This window comes from Cellulophaga sp. BC115SP (assembly GCF_009905545.1).
GTDB lineage: Bacteria > Bacteroidota > Bacteroidia > Cytophagales > Spirosomataceae > Flectobacillus > Flectobacillus rivi.
In genome coordinates this window covers 1-18,668 of the sequence record NZ_JAAALB010000041.1, presented here as the reverse complement: position 1 = coordinate 18,668, position 18,668 = coordinate 1, and the positions used below count along the sequence as shown (strand labels likewise).

General features: G+C 37.1%; 16 protein-coding genes. 11 read left to right on the top strand and 5 right to left on the bottom strand.

The genetic code is table 11. The features are described from left to right. Positions 1–18: 18 nt before the first annotated feature. From GVN22_RS21625 to GVN22_RS21595, 7 genes are all read left to right on the top strand, one after another. Positions 19–894, top strand: a complete 876-nt coding sequence (locus GVN22_RS21625) for an AraC family transcriptional regulator (RefSeq protein WP_166553094.1) — start codon at positions 19–21, stop codon at positions 892–894. A 70-nt stretch (positions 895–964) separates the two neighbouring features. Further along, the gene (locus GVN22_RS21620; protein WP_166553093.1) at positions 965–1,444 is read left to right on the top strand and encodes a hypothetical protein; all 480 of its coding nucleotides are present in this window, start codon (positions 965–967) and stop codon (positions 1,442–1,444) included. A 250-nt stretch (positions 1,445–1,694) separates the two neighbouring features. Beyond that, a complete protein-coding gene (locus GVN22_RS21615) occupies positions 1,695–2,861 on the top strand; it encodes a dipeptidase (RefSeq protein WP_166553092.1) in 1,167 nt (388 codons plus the stop codon). A 102-nt stretch (positions 2,862–2,963) separates the two neighbouring features. Then, entirely contained in the window at positions 2,964–3,422 is a 459-nt protein-coding gene (locus GVN22_RS21610; RefSeq protein ID WP_205690995.1) for an SRPBCC domain-containing protein, read from the top strand. Between the two features lie 426 nt (positions 3,423–3,848). Beyond that, positions 3,849–4,130 (top strand): transposase, encoded by a 282-nt coding sequence (locus GVN22_RS21605; protein WP_166553090.1) that lies wholly within the window; start codon positions 3,849–3,851, stop codon positions 4,128–4,130. Positions 4,131–4,144: 14 nt separating this feature from the next. After that, positions 4,145–4,933: a transposase gene (locus GVN22_RS21600; protein WP_166553089.1), complete on the top strand. Its 789-nt coding sequence runs from the start codon at positions 4,145–4,147 to the stop codon at positions 4,931–4,933. A gap of 469 nt (positions 4,934–5,402) precedes the next feature. Beyond that, positions 5,403–6,815: a PQQ-dependent sugar dehydrogenase gene (locus GVN22_RS21595; RefSeq protein ID WP_166553088.1), complete on the top strand. Its 1,413-nt coding sequence runs from the start codon at positions 5,403–5,405 to the stop codon at positions 6,813–6,815. A 72-nt stretch (positions 6,816–6,887) separates the two neighbouring features. Here the strand turns inward: GVN22_RS21595 and GVN22_RS21590 are convergent, their stop codons facing one another. Beyond that, positions 6,888–7,337, bottom strand: a complete 450-nt coding sequence (locus tag GVN22_RS21590) for a methylglyoxal synthase (protein WP_166553087.1) — start codon at positions 7,335–7,337, stop codon at positions 6,888–6,890. Positions 7,338–7,634: 297 nt separating this feature from the next. On the opposite strand from GVN22_RS21590, the gene GVN22_RS21585 reads away from it, so the two are divergent. Beyond that, positions 7,635–10,571, top strand: coding sequence for a triple tyrosine motif-containing protein (locus tag GVN22_RS21585; protein ID WP_166553086.1), 2,937 nt, complete (start codon positions 7,635–7,637; stop codon positions 10,569–10,571). A gap of 53 nt (positions 10,572–10,624) precedes the next feature. Here GVN22_RS21585 and GVN22_RS21580 read toward each other — a convergent pair whose 3' ends face one another. Then, positions 10,625–11,815, bottom strand: a complete 1,191-nt coding sequence (locus GVN22_RS21580) for an NAD(P)/FAD-dependent oxidoreductase (RefSeq protein ID WP_166553085.1) — start codon at positions 11,813–11,815, stop codon at positions 10,625–10,627. A gap of 91 nt (positions 11,816–11,906) precedes the next feature. Here GVN22_RS21580 and GVN22_RS21575 point away from each other — a divergent pair, with 91 nt between their 5' ends. Continuing rightward, positions 11,907–12,878 (top strand): helix-turn-helix transcriptional regulator, encoded by a 972-nt coding sequence (locus tag GVN22_RS21575; protein WP_166553084.1) that lies wholly within the window; start codon positions 11,907–11,909, stop codon positions 12,876–12,878. Between the two features lie 4 nt (positions 12,879–12,882). Here GVN22_RS21575 and GVN22_RS21570 read toward each other — a convergent pair whose 3' ends face one another. The 3 genes from GVN22_RS21570 to GVN22_RS21560 all read right to left on the bottom strand — a co-directional run bounded on the left by GVN22_RS21570 (position 12,883) and on the right by GVN22_RS21560 (position 16,142). After that, positions 12,883–13,842, bottom strand: a complete 960-nt coding sequence (locus tag GVN22_RS21570; protein ID WP_166553083.1) for a hypothetical protein — start codon at positions 13,840–13,842, stop codon at positions 12,883–12,885. 170 nt (positions 13,843–14,012) lie between these two features. Beyond that, positions 14,013–15,320, bottom strand: coding sequence for a UDP-N-acetylglucosamine 1-carboxyvinyltransferase (murA, locus tag GVN22_RS21565; protein WP_166553082.1), 1,308 nt, complete (start codon positions 15,318–15,320; stop codon positions 14,013–14,015). A gap of 84 nt (positions 15,321–15,404) precedes the next feature. Next, on the bottom strand, positions 15,405–16,142 hold the full coding sequence (locus tag GVN22_RS21560; protein WP_166553081.1) for a DUF4290 domain-containing protein: 738 nt from the start codon (positions 16,140–16,142) through the stop codon (positions 15,405–15,407). A 315-nt stretch (positions 16,143–16,457) separates the two neighbouring features. Between GVN22_RS21560 and GVN22_RS21555 the strand changes: the two genes are divergently transcribed. After that, a complete protein-coding gene (locus GVN22_RS21555; protein WP_166553080.1) occupies positions 16,458–17,843 on the top strand; it encodes an FAD-binding oxidoreductase in 1,386 nt (461 codons plus the stop codon). Continuing rightward, positions 17,843–18,532 carry a cyclase family protein gene (locus GVN22_RS21550; protein ID WP_205690994.1) on the top strand — a complete coding sequence of 230 codons (690 nt, stop codon included), beginning with the start codon at positions 17,843–17,845 and terminating at the stop codon, positions 18,530–18,532. Before GVN22_RS21555 ends, GVN22_RS21550 begins: the two co-directional genes overlap by 1 nt. The last annotated feature ends 136 nt before the right edge of the window (positions 18,533–18,668 follow it).

Genomic DNA, 18,668 nt, shown 5'->3' with positions numbered 1-18,668 from the left:
TACAAATCAGACTTATTTATGGGAAGTTTTTCAAGTAATCAACTCTTTTCATTGCTGCATGTAGACTATGTGAAACTGGGAATAAAATGGAATTACAAAACCGTGATTAGTCCCTATTATAGACTATATTTTATCGATGAAGGAAAAGGAAAGATTACTAGCCCGCAAGGTGTGGTCGATTTGGAAGTGGGTTATTTGTATCTCATTCCAAGTTTTACGGTATGTGATTTAAGTTGTGATGAATATCTGAGTCAATACTTTGTTCAATTTTTTGAGGAATCAGGCAATGGATTGTCCTTATTTGCCAATCAGCGAAAAGTAATGAGAGTAAGTGCCAACGAAGGTGATATTTTCAATTTTAAGCGATTACTAGAAATAAATCCTGGCAGAGGAATCAACCGTTCTGACAACCCCAAGGTGTATGAGAAAGATATTTACTACAAAGAATATCAAGATTTAAACCATCAACAATCATTGTCTTGCCATTTCGAAACACAGGGGATTTTATATCAATTAATTGCAAAATTCTTGAATAAAGAGCCTGACTTAGAGAAAAACACTTCTGATATTCCGTCTAAAATCATGGATTCGATAAGTTATATTCAGCTTAATATGTCTCAAAAAATATCAGTAAACCTGCTGGCGTCCAGAGCCAATATGCACGTTGATTATTTTTCGCGATTGTTCCTTCAAGCAACAGGTTTGCGCCCTATTTCCTATATTCTTGATAAACGAATTGAGCGGGCACAGTACCTAATGATTACAGGGTATTTGTCTTTTGAGGAAATTGCCTCACAAACTGGTTTTGAAAGTGTTTCTTATTTTTCAAGAGTATTTAAGTCTATTACAGGCATGACCCCTGGGCAATATAAAAATAGAAGGCTAAGTGTTTGATTTTTAGGCTTAAATGTGCAACATTTAAGTAAAAATAGCATCTCTGAAAAAACTTAAACTTATTCAAGCTATGAAAATAATACTATATGGATTAATCTCTATCTTTTCATTGGTAGCTCCCGCTATTGGCGGTCATAAAATAACCCAACAAGAAGCAACAAGAATTTTGGGAGAATCCTGTGAGCTTTCCGAAAGTTCAAGTGCATCAAAGAATGGTGGTCATGAATACAAATGTAAGTTTTTGACCAAGTCAAGTACAGTTGATAGACCACAAAAGGCCTTATATTTTATGTTTGATAGTTATGAAAATGAAGCTGAGGCGATCAAACTATATTCAGAATTCCAGAAAAGCAACCAACATCAAAGTGGGTATGAGACATTGAGCGGCGTGGGAGAGGAAGCATTTTTTCATAGTGATGGCAAAAATTTTTGTCTCATTATCGCAAGAAAAAAGAATGAAATGATTCGACTCAAAGTAAATGAATTTTCAGAAAAAACTTCTATAGCTGAACTCAAGGCTGTTGCAAATGATATTATTAATCGAATCTAAATGGAATAAATATGAAAGCATTAAGGATTATAACTACAATATCTTGGTGCTTTCTTTTTTGTATTAACCAGTTTTTCGGGGTCAAAAAATCTCCGATGATGGCGCTGTAGATTATGTATGTCGAAAAAAAGTAGTTTCCCTTCAAGATACGTTCACATTTGAGCAACATCCTTGTCTAAGTGTTTGTCAAAATAATCAATCGATAGCTTTTATCGAGTTAATTATTGCTAACAATTCAGACAATCAAATCATGAAAGAAATCCGAAACGCTTTTACAAGAAGACATTTTTTGACAGCTATCTCTGGTATAGGTGGTATTATGTTATTCAAACCTTTACGTTCATTTGCCATCGATGAAACAGATCCTCGTATAGTCGCTATCGTCAATAAAACTATTGCGATAGACACGCATAATCACATAGACGTTCCTCTCAAAAAAGAGGAGTTGCCTGGTCCTGAGGTAGCGTTAAAAGAGGAAATGAAAAAATCAGGGCTTTCTGCTATTTGTATGACTTTTGCGGTAGACTACCAAAAACTTACCTACGAAGGAGAAGCCTACGAGCGTTTTATGAATGGATTGGATGCCATGGATAAAATGTTGGAAAGCAATCAGATTAAGAGAGCATACAACCTTTCAGACCTTAAGAAAGCTCACAAGGCTGGTACTCCAATCGTAATTCAATCGGTAGAAGGAGGGCATTTTTTAGAAGGTAAAATAGAACGCTTAGGCATCGCTTATCAACGAGGACTAAGACAATTAGGACTTTTACACGACAATGATGCCTCGGTGCCTTTGGGCGATATTTATACTAATCCTCCTAAATTTAATGGATTGTCGGATTTTGGAAAGGAAGTTGTCAAAGAATGCAATAGATTAGGGATTTTGATTGATTTAACGCATTGTAGCGATGCTGCCATTAACGATGCTCTCAAACTTTCGAGCAAACCTATGGTGGTATCACACACGAGTTTGAATACGCAATTGGGACAAAATCCTAGTATGGCGAAAATGATGATGCCACGTTTGATTAGTCAAGAGCAAGCCAAAATTGTGGCTAATGCGGGAGGTTTAATTGGAGTTTGGCGACATTTAACGGACTCGCCAGTTGCTTATGCACAAAATATCAAGGCAATGGTAGATGTAGTAGGGGTTAACCATGTGTGTTTGGGAACAGATACCAAATTGACTCCCGCTTATCGTTCTCCCAATGCTAACCAAAATCGTCAGAATAATAATAACAATCAGTCAAAACGTTTTGGCGAGCGTACCAATGAAATATGGGAATCTCAGCATTCGGGGTATTTCTATACCGTAGTAGAAGAATTATTAAAACTCGGCTTGACAGAACCCGAAATTATCAAGATAGGAGGAGCAAATTTTTGTAAAGTTTTTGATGAAGTAACAAAAGGACATTGATTGTTACAAACCTAAAAGAATATCGATAAAGTGCTATATTACTTTGGTATTAGTCAAATTTCGGTTATTTTTAGCTACGATAATGCTAAACCCTTTATGAAAATGAATACTACTAGTATCAAAGAGCTCCGAACTATCACAACCTTCGATGCTCCGATCGAATTGCTTTGGAAAGTCTGGACTGAGCCCAAACATATAGTTAACTGGTGGGGACCCGCTGGATTTACGTCTACGATTCATGTGATGGATGTGCAGGAAGAAGGCGAATGGAAAATGACTATGCATGGTCCAGATGGGAAAAATTATCCCAATCGAAGTATCTATTTGGAAATCATTCCTTATCATAAAATTGTATTCGAACATTTTAACCCTCATTTTACGACAACCGTATTTTTTGAGGAAAAAGGAGACGAAACCCAAATTGACTGGTCAATGTTGTTCGATACTCCAGAAATGTACGACATTGTGGTAAAAGCACATAAGGCCGATGAAGGACAAAAACAAAATATTGAGCGCCTAGAGCATTATTTGAGAGTACTTTTGGGAAGTTCGATGAATTAAAAGTTTGTTATTTATTCACGCATGATTCATCTCTAATTTAGTGAATTGCGATTGAGTGAATGATTATCTTAAAAATCTATATTCTACCAGTAGAGACGCAATGTCTTGCGTCTAAGGCTGACGTATCAGACATTATAGTGAAGCTGCTTAAACTTTTCAAAAGACATATTTTATTGATTAATTCTTCATCTTACTTTTTGTCTCGTATGTTTGTTTTACTAAAATTCATGTTCAAATAGATTAAATTCCGAAATTAGCATTTGTGTGATGAGAGGAGATTTTTGTCTAAACAATCCATTTGGATATGTACATTTCAAGGGATTCCCCATCACTCATTGCTAAGAGTCACAACAGCACCTTAAGCATCACCAAAATGGTGGTAAGCTTGTATAGGACGAGAAAAGACAATTTTATCTATCTAAGACCATGAGCAAAAATGTAATTAGTAATCCATCTATTTCACGTCAATGTGTGGGAATTGACATCAGTAAGGATAGTTTTGTTGCTTGCATTAGTCACAAGACTTCAAGCGATGAAATTGTTGTAAAAAGTACTAAAAAAATCAGTAATACGCCTGCAGGCTTTAAAACCTTACAGGAATGGGTCACAAAGTTCACAAGCTCTGAACTTCCACTAATCTATGTAATGGAAGCTACGGGGACGCCTAGTCTGGGATTTATTACGAATCGCTGGCATTTGATTTATTAGAAAGAAATCAATCTGTGAGCGTTCAATTAGCAAAGAATGTCAAATTCTTTATGCAAAGCCATAATATTAAGTCAAAGACAGATGATATCGATGCACAAGCCATCGCTCAAATGGGTCTTGAAAGAAAACTTAAACTATGGCAACCTGGCAGCACTCAAATGCGACTTTTGAAACATCTGTGTCGAGAAAGAATGATGCTTCAAGCAGAACAGACTACCGTTAAAAATCAATCTCATGCTTGGAAACACACTTATAAACCTGAAGAAAGCATCTTAAAGAGATTAGAAAGTAGGTTAATTTTTATCAAAGCACAAATTCAAGAGATTGAAAAAGAAATTCAAAACATCGTTGAAAAAGATCAAGACTTAGCAAAACGAGTATCCAATGTCTGTTCCATTAAAGATGTAGGGTTGCTCTCTGCTATCGTTATCATTGCTGAAACTAATGGATTTGCCTTATTTAATAATAAAGCCCAACTTATTAGTTATGCAGGATATGATGTAGTAAGAAAACAATCTGGGAACGCCGAATCTAAAACTAGGATCTCTAAAAAAGGGAATAAAAATATTAGAAAAGCGCTATTTTTCCCAGCTACAACCGCAAGCAGATTCAATACTAAAATGAAAAGCACCTATGAAAAAATCACCGAAAGAACAGCCATAAAAATGAAAGGGAATGTAGCTGTACAAAGAAAGATGCTTGTCTTGATTTATACTATATACAAGAACAATATACCTTATGATGAAAATTACCAATATGACAAAGAACGTAATGAGACTCAAAAAATAAGGCGGAGTCAATAATAAATTGCTCCGCCTAAAGTGCATGGAAATAAATTCCTGCTTTGGTAATGCAATTTATAAAAATATTTAATCAAATGAACTTGTTTGTTAACACAGCACCTTGATACAAAAAGTAACCGCAGCGGCGGCCACAAAAAAATCAAGAATTTATAATCGGAGTGGCGTCCCACCTCGCTTCGCTCAAACAGTATAAATTCATTGCTGACGCAAGCAGTTTTACGAAAGTTTAAACAGTTTCAGTATCAAAAAAAGCGCTCGAAAATTGTTTTTCGAGCGCTTTTTTTGATAAAAATTGGAAAATAACCCTAATTCTAAAATTTGGGGTGACTCATTTTTATTTTGAGGTAAATTCAATCGGTTTGTACTAATTATTCAAACTTTATGCAATTCGTATCAAGTTGAAAGTCCTATCAAAAGAATGTTTTCTAAATTATATAGATTAGCCCTTTGAACTAAACCGCTTTTTCTAATGAAACTATTCAACTTTTTTTTAATCAATGTTTTACTATGTTTGTTGACTTTGCCAGTCTGGGCACAATCTGGTGAAAAATTATATAAAACCTATTGTGCTGGTTGCCATGGAGAGCAACTCCAGGGAAGCTCGGCACCAGCATTGATTAAAAATTCATGGAAACATGGAGGAGACAAGTCTTCTTTAATTAAAACTATTACGCAGGGAGTTCCAACTACAGAAATGATTAAGTGGGAAAATACTCTAAATGCGAAAGAGATTGAATCAATCGCCGATTTTATTGTAAATGCTCAGCAAAAACCAAAGAAAGAGCGACAATATGAGGAAAGTTTTATGGTCGAAACAAAACATTATAAACTTAAAGTTGAGCGTTTGGTTACTAGTGGTCTCAATACTCCTTGGGGAATCGAGTTTGTTGATCATAATACCGCATTAATTTCAGAGAAATCAGGTGAATTAACATGGATGAAAAATGGGAAATTGAGTGATTCTTCCGTAAAAAATACGCCACCAACGTATGCCCAAAGTATATTAGGAGGCTATATGGATATTGCGCTCGACCGAGATTATGCTAAAAATGGTTGGGTTTATTTAGCATTAAGCCATAATTCTGAAAATAGCTTGGACGCGAAGGCTGCTGGAATGACTAAAATTGTGCGTGGTAAAATTAAAGAGAATCAATGGCAGGAAGAACAAACCTTGTTTCAGGTACACGATTCTTTGCAAGTGAAGGGAGGAACCCGCTGGGGAAGCCGTTTGGCTTTGGATAAAAAAGGACATTTGTTTTTTACGATTGGAGATATGAATCGGGGAGAGGATTCTCAGATTTTGACTCGACCATCGGGTAAAATCTTCCGTATCAATACTGATGGCTCTATTCCCAAAGATAATCCTTTGGTTGGGAATGGTCAGTTTCTTCCGGCGATTTACTCTTGGGGAAATCGTAATGCACAGGGGATCACAATTCATCCCAAAACAAATAGTATTTATGCCACCGAGCATGGACCAAAAGGTGGTGACGAACTAAATATCATTAAGAATGGCGCTAATTACGGTTGGCCATTGGTGACTTATGGCGTAGATTATAGTGGAAAAATTATTTCTGATAAATCCGAAAAAGAAGGTATCGAAAAACCCCTAACCCAGTGGACTCCCTCTATTGCGGTGAGTGCGATAGATTTTGCTTTTTCACCCAAGTTTTCGAAATGGAGAGGAAATCTCATCGTAGGCTCGTTAGCTTTTCAAGAGTTGAGACGACTGGTAATTGAAGGAGATAAAGTTCTTGAGCAGGAAATTCTTTTGAAGGGTTATGGGAGAATAAGAGATGTAAAATTTGCACCCGACGGCGCTTTATATCTCCTGATGAATGCACCAGACCAAGTTTTGAAAATTACCCCAATGAATGAATAAGAGCATATTTCACTTAAATTACTATATTCAAAACAGGGTGTAACATTAGTCGCACCCTGTTTTGAATATATCTTAAACCTTTCTATTCAAATATCCCGAATAATCTGTCTGTACAGATTCGTAGGTTTCGGCGATAAGGTTAGAGGTCAATATAAAATCGGCGGTCGCACGATTACATGCCATCGGAATATTCCAAACAACCCCTAAGCGTAAAAGAGCTTTAATGTCTGGGTCATGAGGCTGAGACGCCATTGGGTCCCAGAAAAAGATTAATACATCTATTTTACCTTCAGCAACCAACGCTCCAATTTGTTGATCGCCACCGAGTGGTCCGCTCAAAAATTTTTTAACTGGTCGGTCTATGGCTTCTTCAATTAATTTTCCTGTTGTGCCTGTAGCAAACAACTCATGGCGCGACAAAACTCCTCTATTGTAATATACCCAATCGATTAATTCAGCTTTCTTGTTGTCATGTGCAATGAGCGCAATACGTTTGCGTGTGGCAATGGTTCTATCAGACATAATTGTAAAAAAGGATTGTTTTATGGTCAGAAATTTATGCCCTAAATATAGATGAAATTGCTTGAAGTTTCGAGAAAAATAATGGTCTAAGCCTATTATTTAAAAGTGAATTTAGGGCTTAAATAACTCTAAAACTCCATTTACTCAAAATTTAAGACAAAAAGAGAGATAAGCTTTGGAAGTGTTCTCAAAAATCGAATTCTTTGTCACATGATGATTACGCAGATAACAAGCTGTTAACCAGAATAGTATTGCCACAACGCCATTTGTATTGATTTGATAAATACCTTACTCAATATGCTTAGGAAATTATATTGTATTTTTTTGCTATTAATCCTTATTCCAACTCAACGATTGTTATCTCAACACTCTGGGATTAATTTCGAGCGACTCGGAATCAAGGAAGGACTGTTGTCCAAAGAAGTACAGTTTATTACCAAAGATGCTCAGGGGTTTTTGTGGTTAGGCTTCAAACAAAGTATTAGTCGTTACGATGGCTATCATTTTACTCATTTTCCTCAATCCGAAATGCTCTTTGGCTTGTTCTCTGACCACAAAGGGAAAATCTGGTTTGCCAACATCAACGGACTTTTTAGTATTGACGAAAAAAGCTTAAAAATTCAAAAAGAAATTTCGTCTGATTTGCACGATGCCTATCCCGAAAATGATCATTATGAAAATGTCTTTGCAGATAGTCAAGGGCAAATTTGGTCTAATGATTTTAACAATATCAAGTGTTTTGAACCTAAAACCAAGCATTTAAAAGTCTTCCGAATTACGTCAAGTTATCAATTCAATATTTTTAAAAGTCGGTTTACAGAAGATTCCCAAGGGCGTGTTTGGGTAGCTAATCAGTGGGGAATTCAGTGCTATGACTCACAAACGAAGCGTTTGTGGAAAGTTTTGAAAAACCAATCTGTAAGCGATATTGCATTTTTGAGTAAAGATTCAACCCTTTTTACTACAGCAAATGGAGGTGTTTTTTTACTCGAAATTTCTAAAAAGCATATCAGTTCTTATGTAAAGCTTCCCTCGAAGACTGACGTTTCTGTGTTTCTTAAACCTGCTCACTTGCCATCTCATTTTTGGCTTGGCACCGATCGCTCGTTATACCTTTTTGATGCACAACAGCGAGCGTTTGTAGATTTTTCAAATCTACGAGAAGAAGGTATTGCCATGAAAGATTGTTATTTAGATACCCAAAATCAAATTACTTGGTTAGCTTCTTCAGTAGGACTTCTTAAGCATGATTTTGCGGTAGATGCGACGCTTTTGCAGGTAGATTTACCCAAAAAATTGGTGGCATTTCCCGTAAAGGTAACCTGCTTTTTTCATGAAAATACCGAACGAAATTGGCTAGGACTTTCCCATACAGGAGTATTATCATGGAATGAGCATACTAATGATTTTCAATTATTTGCGATACCTGATGGGGTTCCTGTCAATCAGTTGTTAAAAGATGTTTCAGGGAATCTTTTAGCATGTACTCAAAAGGCTATTTTTAGATTAAATCTTGCCAAGAAATCATGGGAAAAGCTTATTTCTTTTACTACCAATATCAAAAAGGTATGCCTGACTAGGCAAAATCAACTTTGGTGTTTGCCTGAGTCAGGAGCGATTCAAGTGTATGATTGGCGTACTCATCAGCGACTACAGCCTTGGAAAGAGTTACCTTATCAAAACTTTTTTCAGCAAAATGTATTTACCGATATTCTCGAGACGAAAGAGGGAAATCTATGGTTTTCTGCATGGTTTCCCAAAGGTTTTGGTATTGCCCATTTTGACATAAAAAAGAAGCAGTTTGTATTAGCTGAAAACCAGAATAAACATACCGATTTTGTTACTGATTACTATTTGAGTCTAGCTTATCATGAGCCAAATACGATCGCTATTTCGGGATATGGCGGCTTTAATGTGCTTAATACTACAACGGGTAAAATCATTAGAACAGGAGCCTCAGGAAATTTAAAACTAAAAGGAGGAAACTGTAACTCGATTGTGTTGGACAAAAAGGGCACCATATGGATGGGTACTACCGAAGGGGTTTGCTCGGTTGGAAAACAAAATCAAGTGTCTTACTTTTCTGAAAAAGATGGCTTGACCGAGAATGATGTGGTATATGGCTACAGCCTAAATCAAGCCAATCAGCTATGGCTGGGGTTTACCAATCAGTTTAATATTTTGCAGTTGGAAAGGCTTCAGCAGAAGCAGATAAAATCAAATTTGAAAATCTCTACGATCGAAATACTGGGCGATACAACCTTAGTAAATACCCATAAATCGCTGTTGTTTGAACCCCAACAGAACAATCTGACAATTAGGCTAAGTCCTTTAAATTTTAAATCAGCTTCGCAAAATCATATTCGTTTTAAACTGGTAGATATTCACGACAATTGGATTGATAATGGAAACGCAGAAATGATAAGCTTTTCTAATTTATCTCCCAAACAATATGAATTATTGGTGCAACAAGGGGATAGTCAGGGGAATTGGGCGAGTGTTCCGTTGTCGATTGATTTTGAAATCCAACCGCATTTTTACCAAACTTGGTGGTTTCAGCTATTGGTAGGGTTGCTAGTGCTTGTAGCTGTCTATAGCCTTTATTTGTACCGAATCAAGCAAATTAAAGAGATATATACCGTGAGAAATAGGATTTCAGCGGATTTGCACGATGAAGTCGGCTCTACCATCAGCGGTATCAATATCATCAGTAATATCCTCAAGCAAAGATTAGTTGAACAACCTGAAAATAAAGGCTTTGTTGAGAGAATCTCAGAGGATGCCAAAAAGATTTCTGAGGCTTTAGATGATATTGTATGGAGTATCAAACCTCAAAATGATAGTTTGGAAAATGTACTTTCTCGCATGACACGCTATGCCAGCGAATTGTTTGAGGCTAAAAATATCAACTATCAATTACAACTTCCAGAGGATTTGAGCGGTATTGCCTTACCTATGGAAAAACGGCATGACATCTATTTGATTTTTAAAGAAACCGTCAATAATATCGCCAAGCATAGTCAATGTTCCGAAGCGAGTATAAAGATTATGATTCAGAAAAAATCAATTATTCTTTCGATTCAAGATAATGGAATTGGGTTCGACCCCGATCAAAAAACTGATAGAAATGGCATCCAAAATATCAAAGAAAGAGTCAATAAATACCAAGGAAAATTAAGTATCCAAAGCGACCCAATGTCGGGGAGTCTATTCTTGATTGATTTGCCTATTTGAAAAATTGGAGAAGCTTTGCGTACTGATTTGTACAAATCAGTACGCATTTTATTTTACACAATTTCAGCTTCATCCTTATTTTCAACTTTAAAAAATGCTAACATTTCTGCTAATCCATTTTCGGAGTGAATCAAGTCTGTGTTGATGAGTGTGTCTTGTGTAACTACTGAAGTTCTTTCCAACATTTGTTTTTCGAATGCCTGTAAAGCATCTTGAATGCTCGAAAAGTTACTTTCTGTTAATGCTTCAGCTAATTCCAAGGCATCCTGCATCGCCATATTAACGCCCTCACCCGCGTATGGAGGCATTCTGTGCGCAGCATCGCCAATGATTGTCAGATTGGATTGAGTTTCCCAAGATTGATTCAGAGGAAAATGATACATAGGACGAGGTACAAAATAGGACTCATCGGTATCAAAAATCTCTAGCCAAATGTCGCTCCAATCAGCATAGCTTTCCATAAACCATTTTTTCACAGAATCTTTATTCGTAAAATCAATGGCACAGGTTTGAAGCCAATTTTCTGACTCTTTAGTACCCGTGTAAAATGACAAAGCGCCATCTCCTTTCGTACTGAGAATAAGTGATTTTTCTGAACCCATTGCGAATATTTTTCCACCATTGGTCATTTTCCATAGCGTTGGTGTATTTTGAGCCGCATGGTATATATTACCTTCAACAATAGTTATTCCCGAATAAATTGGCGAAATATTTGATAAATATGGTCTAATTTTAGAATTAGCTCCATCAACTCCAATCACCAAGTCGGTGTATGCTGAATTACCATTTTTGAAAAATATCTCCCAACCATTTTCTAAAGGTTGAAGTTTTTCGAAATGCGAATTCCAAATAATTGTTTCAGGCAAAAGAGCCTTGATCAGTATATCTCTCAGGGGACCTCTATCAATTTCGGGTCTGAAATCTTCATTGCCAAAATCTGCAATAACCTCATCCTGATGGTCGTCCCAAAGAGGCGTTGCCTGTGCGTTTGTAATACACAGTTTATCTGCCCCAATTCTGTAATGTTTTTTGAATTCTTCTAGCAATCCTGCTCTACTCAAAGCCTTCAATCCTGATTCGTGATGCAAATCCAGCGTTGCACCCTGTTGACGAGTATATTGATTGGCATCGCGTTCATAAACCTTAACAGCAATTCCCTTTTGTTGCAAAAGGTTTGCTAAGGTTAATCCACCAGGTCCTCCGCCGATAATGGCAACTTTTTTATGTTCTAATAAATGATTCATTGCTTTATTAATTTGTTTACTTTGCAAAAGTATATGTTCATTTTACGATAAAATATCCTAAAATGTTTAATAAATAGCTAAATCAGGTCAAATGATAATAGAGTTTGAATCAAAAGATGGAACAGGGTTACTTTCCTCTTTTGCAGATATATTGGGGACAAATATTGTGGATGGACAAATCGTTATTCCGAGCCATTTGGGCAATGGTTTTGTCAAAGGTTACAATTTGAATACCTCTATCAAGATGATGGTGCGTGATTATGAACTAAAGGAAGATTTGTTTATCAGGAGAAAAGTTACCGACAAATCGATTCGAAATGTCGCCTTTTCATTTCATCATATTCTTACGAAAAATACCCAAAGAGAGGGCGCGTTAAATCAGCTACCTTCGGTACAAATTGCTACGGGAGGTATGGACTATGAGATGTTTTTTCCGAGTAGTGTCAAAATTTCTGCTATTGTGATAAGCATAGATTTGGCGTATCTCCAGACCTTAATTGGAGATATTACTGAAAATACTTTTTTATCGCAATTACTGGAAAAATCGCAACCAAGTATTTTTGAAGAATTGATTTCTCCTCGACTTCAAGAGGTTGCTCAGGAGATTGTGGAGGCAGCTGTGCCGAAGATTTTAGAGCCGTTTTTTCTAAAACTAAAAGCCGAAGAATTAGTCTGTTTGACACTTTCGGAGCTCCTTAAACGTGAGAATAAAAGTGCTTTTCATTCTTTGAATACACAAGATGTACAGAAAATTTATGAAATAAGAAACCAAATGTTAGCAGACCTTAGTAAACCACCTTTAGTTGCTGATTTGGCAAAAAAAGCGACTATGAGCGAATCGAAACTCAAGCGAATTTTTAAGCAGATTTTTGGAGATAGCATTTATAGCTATTATCAAAAATTTAGAATCCAAAGTGCTGCCAATCTCTTGCAACAGGGCAATATAAGCGTTTCGGAAGTTGGTTATCTTTTGGGCTTTACCAATTTGAGTCATTTTTCACAAGTCTTTGAAGAACAAATAGGAGTAAAGCCCAAGAGATTTAGTCAGAACAGCATAAAGTAGGTATTCACATAGACTCAGATCGTTGTTTTTCAATCTGAAGAATATTATTTTGAATGTCTTTCATGATGTTTTTTGTCCACCAACTTGCATAGAAATTAAAGGTAGTGGTCAGTTTGAAATTACTGAATAAGTGAAGTCGGTAAGAATTATCACCTAGCTTTTCGAGTTCGTAAGTGCCATTGAGTACATCAAAATATTTGCCACCTACAACCAAATGTTCATCCATTGTGGTAAGTGGAATTTCGTGAGGAAGTGCTTTGATGGTAAATGACATTTTCTTGAGAGGAATATATTCTGTTACAGTTTCGTGGAAAACGAGTCCATTGGTAAATATGGCAGCACGATATGCTCCAACACCTTCATAATTGAGCTCAGCTTTTACAGGACGAGGAAAATTGAGCAAATGCGTAAGATAACCTTGGTCTTCTTTTTCTGAAATTTCTCTAACTCTGGTTACATTACTCCAAATCTTCGCTGCTGGCGCTTTGATGTCGATATAGGTATATGCTTTGTATTCAGAGGTATGTGCGCCAATCATTTGCTCGACTGGAGATATAAGAAAGGGAAGGACTGTCAAAGCTGATAGTTGTAGACGATTATTCTTATCTCTTTTTTTCAAATTTACTCCATATCGCCCTCCAATTGATGCTGCGATTAAAAAAATTGGGGCTATCATCAGCAGGCAAGGCCAGCCCTCAATGGCAAATAAAAATGTAACAAAGAAGAAAATCAATATTGGTATCCAAGGAAGAAAGGCTGCTTTTAACTTGGTATTTGTGAAATTTTCTGAGGCTAAATAGGTAGTCAATGTCCCCACGATAAAGGGAACAAAAAACAAAAAACTGATAGACATTAACGAAAAAATTCCTTCAAGACGAGGTATTTTGTAGAGCAATCTTAGTGCAAGTGCATACGCAACAGGAATGCCAATGAGATAAAGCAGTGTTTTTTGTTTGATATTCATGTATGTGGGGAGTTACAGTAATACCTAAAGATAGCAATTTAGATTTAAAGGAAGGGCGCAAGTAGAGATGAAATCAATTAATAATTCTGAGAACTTTAGATTAGAAACAAAAAAAACACTTCAGCACCATGAATCGCTGAAGTGTTTTAACACTGGGCCTTTGTACTATTCTATAAACGAACAATCTCGGCGCCAATTGCATTAAGACGTGTATCAATATTTTGATAACCACGGTCAATCTGCTCAATATTTTCGATAATCGATGTTCCTTTAGCTGAAAGTGCTGCAATCAACAACGAAACCCCTGCACGAATATCTGGTGATGTCATGCGGATTCCACGCAATTGTTGTTGACGGTTCAAACCAACAACGGTAGCACGGTGTGGGTCACAAAGAATGATTTGAGCGCCCATTTCAATCAATTTATCAACAAAGAATAAACGGCTTTCAAACATTTTTTGGTGAATCAATACCGTTCCTTTTGCCTGAATCGCTGTTACTAAAACAATACTCAACAAGTCTGGAGTAAAGCCTGGCCAAGGGTGGTCAGAAACGGTTAGCATTGAACCATCGATGAATGTTTCTAATTCATAGTGGTCTTGTGCTGGTACAAAAATATCATCTCCTCTGAATTCCAATTTGATACCTAATTTTTGGAATACCTGTGGCATAATTCCTAAATCAGGGATTGAACAGTTTTTGATGGTAATTTCTGACTGAGTCATGGCTGCCAATCCAATGAATGAACCGATTTCAATCATATCTGGAAGCATAGTATGCTCTGTTCCATGCAATTCTGATACACCTTCAATTGTCAAAAGGTTTGAACCTACCCCCGAGATTTTGGCTCCCATGCGGTTCAACATTTTACACAATTGTTGCAAATAAGGCTCGCAAGCAGCGTTGTAAATAGTTGTTGTACCTTCTGCCAATACAGCAGCCATTACGATGTTGGCTGTACCTGTTACCGACGCTTCGTCAAGCAACATATAGACGCCTTGCAAATGCGAAGCATCTACTTCATAAATACCACCATCTTCTTGACTATAATTGAATTTTGCACCCAATTTCATGAAACCATGAAAGTGAGTATCCAAACGACGACGACCGATTTTGTCACCACCTGGAGAAGGAATTCTACCTTTTTTAAAGCGAGCCAAAGTGGGTCCCAATAACATTACTGAGCCTCTCAAAGCTGCTGCTTTACGCTTATATGTTTCTGAATTTAGATAATCAAGGTTTACTTCTGCGGCATCAAACTTGATAGAAGAATCACTCAAACGTGTGCAACGAACACCCATATCGCCCAATAACTCAATCAATTGATTTACGTCACGAATGTTTGGAATGTTGTGAATGGTAACTGGTTCTTTTGTCAAAACCACCGCACACAAAATTTGTAAAGCTTCGTTTTTGGCTCCCTGAGGGATAATCTCGCCTTTGAGGTGGCGACCGCCTGTTACTTTAAATGATGCCATATACTATTTTATAATTAAGGGATAATGTGCCCGCTAAGCCGAATGGTTTATTGTTTTGTTGAATTGTGTTTGAGGCCAACAGCACTATCGTTTTCCGTTGTTACGATTATTGTGATTGTTTCTATTGTCGTTGTTACGTGGACCGTTCGAATTACGATTATTGTTATTGCGGTCGTTACGATCGTTTCTTTCGTTTTGATGATTGTTATTACGACTTCCGAAATTACGATTGTTGTTATTATTATTGTTGTTATTGCGACCGTTATTCGAATTATTGTTGCTGGTGGCAGGACGAGCATTACGCAAGTTACCTAAAGCAGATTTTCCAGAGATACCTTCTACTACAGGCGCAAGTACGTTATTTGACATTTCTAACAAATGCCCCCAAATAACTTCATCATCGACTACTTCTTTGTTCCAATTTTGGTAAAAAGTTTTCATTAATCGAGCGATGTGCGCCACCAAAATACGCTTTTCTTCTTCATTACTTTCTGCGATAGCACGTTTAATCAACAACTCAACGTTGCGACCATAGTAGCGAAAACGCAACTCATTAACATTGTAAGGAACGTGTTTTGGAAGTTTACCCACTGCATCTGGCGACGGAGGAGGAAACGGGCTGTCGACATCCAATTTGAAATTTGACATAATATACAAGTCATCCCAAAGTTTGTTGGAATAGTCCTGATTATCACGCATATTCGGATGTACTTGACGCATCAGTTCGACAAGCAAATAGGCGTATTTAGTACGCTTTTCTTTGTCTTGAACCGATAATATATAATCAACTAATTTCTGGACGTTTGTGCCGTATTCTTTCATTGTGCTATTGAGTGAATGAATGAAGAAGCGTTATGCCTACAATAGGCAAAGAAAACGCCTACGCTTTCCTCTTTTCTGACTCAAGGCAAAAATAGGAATAATTCGTTGCTATAAAAAATATTTAATTCGAATGAAAGACGAAAATATCTTTACTTAGAATAACCATTAACGGAGAAGTTATAAATTTGAAGAAAGTCCTTGAATCTTCATGCTCTTTAAGATTTTGAAAAGACAATAAATACAGTACATTTCTTTTCGATTGTCCATATTTAGCGCAACACAACATTTCCGTATCCATAAAACACAAGCATATAAATGAATGATATAGTAGAAAAACTCCAAGAATCTTTTGGTATGGAGTGTATTCTTTCCCAACATGAAGCGGCTCATCGTCCTGCTAGTGTTTGGATGGCAGGGGCAGCACTTCACTGCAAAGCGTTGGCTCGTCCTAAAAGTACCGAAGAACTTGCTGAAATCATGCGTATTTGCCATGCGTACGCACAGCCTGTAGTTCCACATGGAGGATTGACAGGCGTTGCTGGAGGAGCAAAGGTTTCAGGTGATGAAATTGCCATTACGCTGGAACGACTGAACAAAATCGAAGAAATAGATGTCACAAACAAAACTGTAACAGTGCAGGCGGGGGTTATTTTGCAAGATTTACAACAAAAAGTCGCAGATCAAGGCTTCCTGTTTCCCTTGGATTTGGGGGCAAAAGGTAGCTGTATGATTGGCGGAAATATCGCAACCAACGCTGGGGGACTTCAGGCTTTGCGTTATGGTGTTATGCGTCAACTGGTGCTGGGATTAGAAGTTGTTTTGGCAGATGGAACTACCATTTCATCTATGAATAAAATGATGAAAAATAATGCAGGATATGACCTCAAACAACTCTTTATTGGTTCTGAAGGAACTCTAGGAATTATTACTAAAGCCGTTTTAAGAATGGAAGATGCACCTCAATCCCGTAATACAGCCTTAGTATGTTTGGCAAGTTTTCAGGATGCTGTTCAATTTTTACATGAAGCAAAAAAGATTCTTGCTAGTTTGCTGACCACTTACGAGATTATTTGGCAAGATTATTACCAATTAATGACTTCGGCGCCATCGCCATATTCACCTCCATTACCACAAAATGCCCCTTTTTATGTGTTAATAGAAGCATTGGGGCAAAATCAGGAGGCGGACTCAGCACTTTTTGAAGGATTATTAGAAAGCTGCTTTGAAAGAGAGATTATTACTGATGCAGCCTTGGCAAAGTCACAGCAAGAACTTGACTGGTTTTGGGGAATACGAGAGCAGGTAGAGCTTATTTTTCAAGTTCATCATCCTGTCTTTTTATTTGACGTAAGTTTGCCTATCAATACCATGGAATCCTATGTTGAAGAAATAAAAGGCAAACTTCAGAACAGATTTGAGCAAGTTTCCTGTTATGCTTTTGGACACATGGGAGATGGCAATTTACACCTTTTTGTAAGCACCAACGAAAATCATGCAGATACGCGGCACCAAGTTGAAGAAATTGTTTTGACACCTCTTACCGCTATTGGAGGCTCAATTACGGCAGAACATGGCGTTGGGTTAGAGAAAAAAATGTGGTTGCATCTGAGTCGTAGTCAAGAGGAAATAACTTTAATGAAAACCTTGAAAACAGCCTTGGACCCGAAAGGGATTTTGAACATAGGAAAAATACTTGAATAATGGAAATTATAGATTTGAGCCAAGAAATATTTGATGGAATGTCGGTTTTTCATAGTTTACCACCTGTAAAAATGGAAATTCATGCCACACATGAGCAATGGGAGGGACTGACAGATGATGAAATCCAAACGCCAAGTATATATAAATTGGAACTAAGCGAGCATACGGGAACGCACGTAGATGCGCTCAATCACATGGGTAAGGAGTTTGTGGGGCAGTCTATAGACACAATGCCTTTATCTATGTTTTACACAGAAGGTATTTGCCTTGATTTGAGTGATAAAGGTTTACAAGAATTCATTACTTCAGAAGATTTACAAAAAGCTTGTGAGAATGCTGGTTTGGAAATCAAAAAAGGGGACACAGTTTTACTATATACCAATCATTATCGAAAACATTTTGCGACAGAAAATTGGAACAAAGGACCGGGATTGACAGCAGAGGCAACACAATGGTTAGGGGAGAAGCAAATATCAGCTTTTGGTGTAGAAACACTATCGCCTGGAATACCCAAAATCAGCAATAAGGAGGTACATTATATCTGTGGTAAAATGGGTTTTACACATTATGAAAACATGATTAATCTTCATCAATTAATCGGACGTGGACGATTTCGGTTTATTGCTTTGCCCCTCAAAATTAGAGGAGGAACGGGGTCGCCTGTACGTGCGGTGGCAGTGTTTGAGTAAGTTTTTAATATGATTTTTACTCATAGAGATACATGCTTTGTATCTAAAGAGGTTTCATTCTACTCTACCCTACTAAAAAATGGGACAAATTAGGTAAAAAGAAAGGGAAGCAAGAGTTTTGTAGTTACCAAGCTCC

What these genes read in the sequence shown, in the direction of transcription:
- GVN22_RS21625 (WP_166553094.1), top strand. Translation starts at nt 19, where the DNA reads ATGGGAAGTTTTTCAAGTAATCAACTCTTTTCATTGCTGCATGTAGAC.
- GVN22_RS21620 (WP_166553093.1), top strand. Translation starts at nt 965, where the DNA reads ATGAAAATAATACTATATGGATTAATCTCTATCTTTTCATTGGTAGCT.
- GVN22_RS21615 (WP_166553092.1), top strand. Translation starts at nt 1,695, where the DNA reads ATGAAAGAAATCCGAAACGCTTTTACAAGAAGACATTTTTTGACAGCT.
- GVN22_RS21610 (WP_205690995.1), top strand. Translation starts at nt 2,964, where the DNA reads ATGAATACTACTAGTATCAAAGAGCTCCGAACTATCACAACCTTCGAT.
- GVN22_RS21605 (WP_166553090.1), top strand. Translation starts at nt 3,849, where the DNA reads ATGAGCAAAAATGTAATTAGTAATCCATCTATTTCACGTCAATGTGTG.
- GVN22_RS21595 (WP_166553088.1), top strand. Translation starts at nt 5,403, where the DNA reads ATGAAACTATTCAACTTTTTTTTAATCAATGTTTTACTATGTTTGTTG.
- GVN22_RS21590 (WP_166553087.1), bottom strand. Translation starts at nt 7,337, where the DNA reads ATGTCTGATAGAACCATTGCCACACGCAAACGTATTGCGCTCATTGCA.
- GVN22_RS21585 (WP_166553086.1), top strand. Translation starts at nt 7,635, where the DNA reads ATGCTTAGGAAATTATATTGTATTTTTTTGCTATTAATCCTTATTCCA.
- GVN22_RS21580 (WP_166553085.1), bottom strand. Translation starts at nt 11,815, where the DNA reads ATGAATCATTTATTAGAACATAAAAAAGTTGCCATTATCGGCGGAGGA.
- GVN22_RS21575 (WP_166553084.1), top strand. Translation starts at nt 11,907, where the DNA reads ATGATAATAGAGTTTGAATCAAAAGATGGAACAGGGTTACTTTCCTCT.
- GVN22_RS21570 (WP_166553083.1), bottom strand. Translation starts at nt 13,842, where the DNA reads ATGAATATCAAACAAAAAACACTGCTTTATCTCATTGGCATTCCTGTT.
- murA (WP_166553082.1), bottom strand. Translation starts at nt 15,320, where the DNA reads ATGGCATCATTTAAAGTAACAGGCGGTCGCCACCTCAAAGGCGAGATT.
- GVN22_RS21560 (WP_166553081.1), bottom strand. Translation starts at nt 16,142, where the DNA reads ATGAAAGAATACGGCACAAACGTCCAGAAATTAGTTGATTATATATTA.
- GVN22_RS21555 (WP_166553080.1), top strand. Translation starts at nt 16,458, where the DNA reads ATGAATGATATAGTAGAAAAACTCCAAGAATCTTTTGGTATGGAGTGT.
- GVN22_RS21550 (WP_205690994.1), top strand. Translation starts at nt 17,843, where the DNA reads ATGGAAATTATAGATTTGAGCCAAGAAATATTTGATGGAATGTCGGTT.